8 protein-coding genes are annotated in these 5,782 nt (G+C 76.2%); all 8 read right to left on the bottom strand.

Going from position 1 to position 5,782, the window contains the following annotated elements:
* Window positions 1–419, bottom strand: a 419-nt coding sequence (locus HMPREF3099_RS09015) for a site-specific integrase (RefSeq protein ID WP_168168503.1), incomplete at its 3' end; no start/stop codon positions are given.
* 106 nt (window positions 420–525) lie between these two features.
* Window positions 526–1,638 carry a DNA-processing protein DprA gene (dprA, locus tag HMPREF3099_RS09010; RefSeq protein ID WP_070705654.1) on the bottom strand — a complete coding sequence of 371 codons (1,113 nt, stop codon included), beginning with the start codon at window positions 1,636–1,638 and terminating at the stop codon, window positions 526–528.
* The gene (locus HMPREF3099_RS09005; RefSeq protein WP_070705653.1) at window positions 1,635–3,161 is read right to left on the bottom strand and encodes a YifB family Mg chelatase-like AAA ATPase; all 1,527 of its coding nucleotides are present in this window, start codon (window positions 3,159–3,161) and stop codon (window positions 1,635–1,637) included. Before HMPREF3099_RS09005 ends, dprA begins: the two co-directional genes overlap by 4 nt.
* On the bottom strand, window positions 3,158–3,523 hold the full coding sequence (locus tag HMPREF3099_RS09000) for a YraN family protein (protein WP_070705652.1): 366 nt from the start codon (window positions 3,521–3,523) through the stop codon (window positions 3,158–3,160). The genes HMPREF3099_RS09005 and HMPREF3099_RS09000 overlap by 4 nt, the downstream gene beginning before the upstream one ends.
* A gap of 106 nt (window positions 3,524–3,629) precedes the next feature.
* Window positions 3,630–3,935 (bottom strand): DUF2469 domain-containing protein, encoded by a 306-nt coding sequence (locus tag HMPREF3099_RS08995; RefSeq protein ID WP_070705651.1) that lies wholly within the window; start codon window positions 3,933–3,935, stop codon window positions 3,630–3,632.
* Entirely contained in the window at window positions 3,936–4,694 is a 759-nt protein-coding gene (locus HMPREF3099_RS08990) for a ribonuclease HII (RefSeq protein ID WP_070705650.1), read from the bottom strand.
* On the bottom strand, window positions 4,691–5,458 hold the full coding sequence (gene lepB / locus HMPREF3099_RS08985; protein ID WP_237769815.1) for a signal peptidase I: 768 nt from the start codon (window positions 5,456–5,458) through the stop codon (window positions 4,691–4,693). The genes HMPREF3099_RS08990 and lepB overlap by 4 nt, the downstream gene beginning before the upstream one ends.
* The coding region (locus tag HMPREF3099_RS13025) for a S26 family signal peptidase (protein WP_237769814.1) at window positions 5,455–5,782 on the bottom strand (328 nt) is incomplete at its 5' end. The genes HMPREF3099_RS13025 and lepB, both read right to left, overlap by 4 nt.

Raw genomic sequence — 5,782 nt, 5'->3', positions numbered from 1 at the left:
CCGGCCCCGCCGGGCCTGTCGACCGGCCCGGCAGCCACTGCACCCGAGACCACCGCCTCGGCCTGGTCCGCCCGGAGCACGCCGGGGAGCCGCCGCTCCCCCCGCGGCGAGACCAGGCGGGCCGAGGGGTCGGTGTCCAAGGTACCGCGCGCCACCATCCAGCCGAAGAAGGCCCGCTGCGCCGCAGCACCCCGGGCGAGGGTGGTGCGCGCGAGGCCCCGGGCAGAGCGCGCCGCGGCGTGGGACCGCAGGTGGGCCAGGGTCACCCGGTCCCACCGGTCCACGCCCTGCTCCTGGAGGTGCTCGACCAGTCCCCGCAGGTCGGTCAGGTAGGCCCGGACGGTGTGGGCCGAGCGGCCACGCTCGTGCTCGAGGTGGTCGCCGAACTCCTCCACCGCCCGCGCCAGGTCCGTCCGCATGCGGGACAGTCCACCACGGCGTCCCGGAACCTGGGTGCGTGGTGGGCCGGCCCGGCCCGGGCGGGGCCGGGCCGGCGGACGAGTGCACAGTACCGGGCTCCGTGCGTCAGCGGGTGCGGACCCACCCCCGGTCCGTGCGCTGCACCTGACCGGCGAGCGCCAGCAGCCCCAGGGCCAACTCGGCCTCGGCGAGGGACCGGCCCCCCGCGCGGGCCACCGCATTGGTGGTGGAGCCCCGCGGGCTGACGACGTCCCAGCACCACCGGTGCTCGGGCTCCACCGCGTCCCGGTCCGCCGCCGGCCCCACCGGTACCGGCGCGAGGGCGGCACCCAGGGGTGACAGGGCCTCCAGGGCCTCCTGCGGCGTGGTGACCAGGGTCGCCAGGCCATCGCGGACCACCTGGTGGGTCCCCACCGAGAACTCCGAGGTGACCGGGCCGGGCACCGCGGCCACCGGGCGGGAGCAGGAGTCCGCCCAGCGCGCGGTGGACAGCGAACCCGACCGCGCACCGGCCTCCACCACCAGCGTGCCGCCGGAGAAGGCCGCGATGAGGCGGTTGCGGGTGAGGAAGCGCCCCCGGTGGGGTGCACAGCCCGGGGCGGCCTCGCTGACCAGCGCCCCCTGCCCGGCGACCGCCTGGAGCAGGTCCGCGTGTGCCGCCGGGTAGGGGCGGTCCACTCCCCCGGCGAGGAAGGCCACCGTCGTGCCGGGCGCCGAGAGGGCGCCCCGGTGGGCTGCGGCGTCGACGCCGAAGGCTCCCCCGGAGACGACCGTCACCCCCGAGGCCGCGAACTCCTGGCTCCAGGTGCCGGCCACCGACTGGCCGTAGTGGGTGGCGGCGCGAGCACCGACCACGGCCACCGAGCACTCCAGCGCCTCGGCCAGGTGGGACCGGCCCCGCACCCACAGGCACACCGGTGGGTGCTCGAGGCGGTCGGCGCCGTCGGGCCACTCCTCGTCACCCGGCACGAGCACCCGGACGCCCAGGCGCGCGGCGCGGGCCTCCTCCTCGGCCGGGTCCCACTGTGCGAGCCGGGGCGCGAAGCGACCCTTCGCCACCGAGGGGTCGGCCACGAGGTGCTCCAAGGCGCGTTCGGGACCGAGCCGCTCCAGCAGGGCGGTGGCCTCCTTGTCGCCGGGTTCGGACAGGCGGCTCCACGCGGCACGTGCCGCGCGCTCGGGCGACCAGCGCGGGGTCGGGGCGGACGGTGCGCTCATGCCGCCTCCACCCCGCGCAGCACCACGGCCTGCGCCACGTGCTCGGAGGTCACCGCACCCCCGTCGGACAGGTCGGCCAGGGTGCGGGCGACCCGCAGCACCCGGTCCACGGCCCGCGTGCTGAGCACGCCGGCGGCGTGGGCCGTCCGGAGGCGGTCCAGGGCGGCGGGCGGAACGGCGTGGGGGCCGCGGCGCAGGACGCTGCCCGGGGCGTGCACGTTGAGCGACCACGGGTGCCCCGCCCAGCGTTCCCGCTGCCGCTGCCGAGCCCGCGCCACGCGCTCGGCCACCACCGCCGAGGACTCCGGGAGCTCGCGCGTCATCGGCCAGACGGTGGTGGGGTCCATCTCGACCTGCAGGTCGATGCGGTCGCGGACGGGGCCGGACAGGCGCTTGGCGTACTGCCGGCGCGTGGTGGGCGTGCACTCGCAGACCGCGCCCGCGGTGGCCCGCCGGCCCGCGAGGCCGCAGGGACACGGGTTGGCCGCCAGCACGAGCTGGAAGCGCGCCGGCAGCTCCACCGCCCCCTCCGAACGCAGCACCACCACGCGCCCCTCCTCGAGCGGCTGGCGCAGCCCCTCCAGCACGTCGCGCCGCAGCTCGGGGGCCTCGTCGAGGAAGAGCACCCCGTGGGTGGCCCGGGAGACCGCCCCGGGGCGGGCCCGCCCCGACCCACCCCCGAGCACCGCGCTCGCGGTGGACGCGTGGTGCGGGGCCACGAAGGGCCTCACCCGGGTCAGGCCCACAGGGGTGGCCTCGGTGACCGACGCGATGGCCGCGACCTCCAGTGCCTCGTCCTTCTCCAGCGGCGGCAGGATGCCGGGCAGCCGCCGCGCCAGCATGGTCTTTCCCGTGCCGGGCGCCCCGTGCAGGAGCAGGTGGTGCCCGCCGGCGGCGGCCACCTCCAGGGCCCGTCGGGCGGCCTCCTGGCCCACGACTTCGGAGAGGCAGGCGACCTCCTCGGCGGCCGGGGGTTCCGGCAGCGCGGTGGTGCACCCCATCGGGCGGCCGTGGGTGACGTAGTCCTCCACCAGTGCCGCCAGGTGGGTCACGGGCAGCACCTCGACGCCGGGCACGGTGCAGGTGGTGGTCCACGACGCCGCGGGCACCACGACCCGCTCGACCCCGGCCGCCCGGGCGGCGAGCACCGCCGGGAGCACGCCCGGGACGGGGCGGACCTCCCCGTCGAGCCCGAGCTCCCCGACGTGTGCGACCTGCTCCACCGCCCCGGCCGGCACGACACCCGCCGCCGCGAGGATCGCCAGGGCGATGCCCAGGTCGTAGCCCGTGCCCCGCTTGCGCAGGTCGGCCGGGGACAGGTTGACCACCACCTTGCGGCTGGGCAGTTGGATGCCGGCGTTGGCCGTCGCGGCCCGGATGCGGTCCGGCGCCTGCGCGCACGCGGCGTCCGGCAGGCCCCCGATGGTGAAGGTGGGCAGCCCCGCGCCCATGTCGGCCTCCACCTGGACCATCCGGCCGGTCACCCCCACCAGGCCCACCGCCCAGGTGCGCCCGAGGGTCATGACACGGCCCCCGGCACGTGGTGGACGGTCACCGGGCCCCCGGGCGGCGCGAGCACCCCCAGCACGTCGATGCGGACCTCGTCCCACCGGCCCGGGTGCGCCTGCAGCCAGGCCGCGGTGAGGCGCCGCAGGCGGCGCCGTTGCGCCAGGGAGACCATCTCCACCGGCTCGCCGAAGGCCGCCGTGGAGCGGGTCTTCACCTCGCAGACCACGAGGCGGGGCCCCTCGGCCACCACGAGGTCGATCTCGCCGTGGGCCCCGTGGCGCCAGTTGCGGTCGAGCAACTCCGCGCCGCGCTCCTCCCACCAGCGGGCGGCGATGTCCTCCCCCTGCCGCCCCAGGGCTGTGCGTCGTGCAGTCATGCCCCGCAGCGTGGCCCCGTGCACCGGCGCGCGGTGGGCGAGGGCGCCGGGCCTGTGGCTGCGCCCCCGGGCCGGTCCCCAGCATCGAGGCGCCTGTGGGCGGCCCTCACTCGGGCAGCGTCAGCTCCTGCGGCGCGAGCTCCTCCACGTTGACGTCCTTGTAGGTCATGACCCGCACCCGGGAGACGAAGCGCGCCGGACGGTAGACGTCCCAGACCCAGGCGTCGGTGAGGTGCACGTCGAACCAGGTGTCGCCCGGCTCACCGGCCACCTGCACGTCCACCTCGTTGGCCAGGTAGAACCGGCGGTCGGTCTCCACCACGTAGGAGAAGAGCCCCACGACGTCCCGGTACTCCTTGTACAGGGCCAGCTCGGCATCGGCCTCGAAGCGGTCGAGATCCTCCTCGCTCACTCACACCTCCCGGTCGTCGGCCCACGGAAGGTCCTCCGTGGTGCTCGTCCCATCCTGCACCCCGAGCCGCCAGGAACGGCGGTGGTGGGTGCTCGGTCCGCGCCGCTCCAGCGCCTCGCGGTGGTCGGCCGCGGCGTAGCCCTTGTTGCGGGCCCACCCGTAGGGCCACATGCCCGGCTGCCGGGCCAGGCCGGCCATGAGGCCGTCGCGCTCCACCTTGGCCAGCACGCTGGCGGCGGCCACCGAGGAGCAGGTGCGGTCGGCCTTGGTCCGGGTCACCACCGGGGGCGTGGCCGACATCGCGCCGCCGACGCCCAGGCCGGCCAGGAGCCCGTCGGAGAGTGGGTCGGTGAGCCAGTCGTGGTTGCCGTCGAGCAGCACCACGTCCACCTCCACACCACAGGCCTCGAGGGCCCGCCGCCCGGCGGTGCGCAGCGCGCCCATGATCCCCCGGGCGTCCACCTCGGCCGCCGAGGCGTGCCCCACGCCCCGCGCCACACCCCATCGGAGCAGCTGCGGCACGAGTGCCTCCCGGCGGGCGGCGCTGAGGTCCTTGGAGTCGCGCACCCCCACCGGCGCGGTGCCCACGGCGGCGTCCACGACGACCACGCCCACGCTCACCGGCCCGGCCAGTGCCCCCCGCCCCACCTCGTCCATGCCGGCCACGCGCACGGCGCCACCGCGCAGCAGCTCGCGCTCGACGCGCAGGCTGGGCGTGGTGGCGCCGGTGCGGGGACGCCCTGGGGCGCCCGGGGTCACTTCGGGTCGGGCACGTCGGCGAAGACGTCCTTGCCCGGCAGGGTGCCCACGTGGTCGAACGGCCAGATGACGACGAAGGCGCCACCGGTCACGCGGTCCATCGGCACGGTGCCGTGGTAACGCGAGTCGCCGGAGTTGGAGCGGTGGTCACCCATGACCCACAGGTGGTCCTCGGGGACCTTCTCGTCGAACTCCACCAGGCTCGGCGGGTTGCCGGGGAACACGTACGGCTCGTCGATGCTCTTGCCGTTGACTTGCACGCGGCCCTCGGCGTCGCAGCACTGCACCCGGTCGCCCGGCAGCCCGATGACGCGCTTGATGAGGTACTCGTCGCCGTCGCCGGGCAGCACCCCGACGAACTGGCCGGCCTTGTGCAGCAGCGACTTGTCCTTGGGCGTGCTGCCGAGCCACTGGCCCGGGTCCTGGAAGACGACGACCTCGCCGCGCTCCACTGCGAAGGGGGTGGGGCTCAGCTTGTTCACCAGCAGGCGGTCGCCCTCCTGGAGCGTGTTCTCCATGGAGCCCGAGGGGATGAAGAAGGCCTGCACGAGGAAGGTCTTGATGAGGAAGGCGAAGAACAGGGCCAGCGCGGCCACCACCACGGTCTCCCGCAGCGCGCTGAGGAAGCCCCCGCGCTCCTTGACCGGTTCCCCCGGGGTCGCCGGGTCGGCCTCGAGGGAGGTGGACCCGGTGGCCGGCTGGTCGTCGGCGGCGTGGTTCGGCTCGTGCTGCTCGGGCGGCATCGACTGCTCCTCGGTGTTCACGGGGCCCACCGTACGCGGGCCACCAGTTCGTCAGACCGCACCACACCGCCCCCCGGCGCGGCCAGGTGGGTGCGTGAGTCCGCGGAGTGCACCGCATTGTCCCCCACCACCCACCACTCGTCCTCACCGAGCACCACGTCGAAGCGCTGGTCGAGCCCCTCCCCGCCCGGGCCGTGGGCGGGCACCGGGGTGCCGTTGCGCACCATCGCACCGTCGGTGCAGCACGAGACGCGGTCGCCGGGGGCGCCGACCACGCGCTTGACCACGTGCAGCCGCTCCACCCCGGGCGCACGGTCGCCCCAGGCGGCCGTGGCGTCGACGACG

It is taken from the genome of Kytococcus sp. HMSC28H12 (assembly GCF_001816045.1).
GTDB lineage: Bacteria > Actinomycetota > Actinomycetes > Actinomycetales > Dermatophilaceae > Kytococcus > Kytococcus schroeteri.
This window is presented reverse-complemented; position numbering and strand designations above follow the sequence as displayed.

Excerpts from the sequence above, each read along its gene's own strand:
- dprA (WP_070705654.1), bottom strand. The coding sequence starts at position 1,638 with ATGAGCGCACCGTCCGCCCCGACCCCGCGCTGGTCGCCCGAGCGCGCG.
- HMPREF3099_RS09005 (WP_070705653.1), bottom strand. The coding sequence starts at position 3,161 with ATGACCCTCGGGCGCACCTGGGCGGTGGGCCTGGTGGGGGTGACCGGC.
- HMPREF3099_RS09000 (WP_070705652.1), bottom strand. The coding sequence starts at position 3,523 with ATGACTGCACGACGCACAGCCCTGGGGCGGCAGGGGGAGGACATCGCC.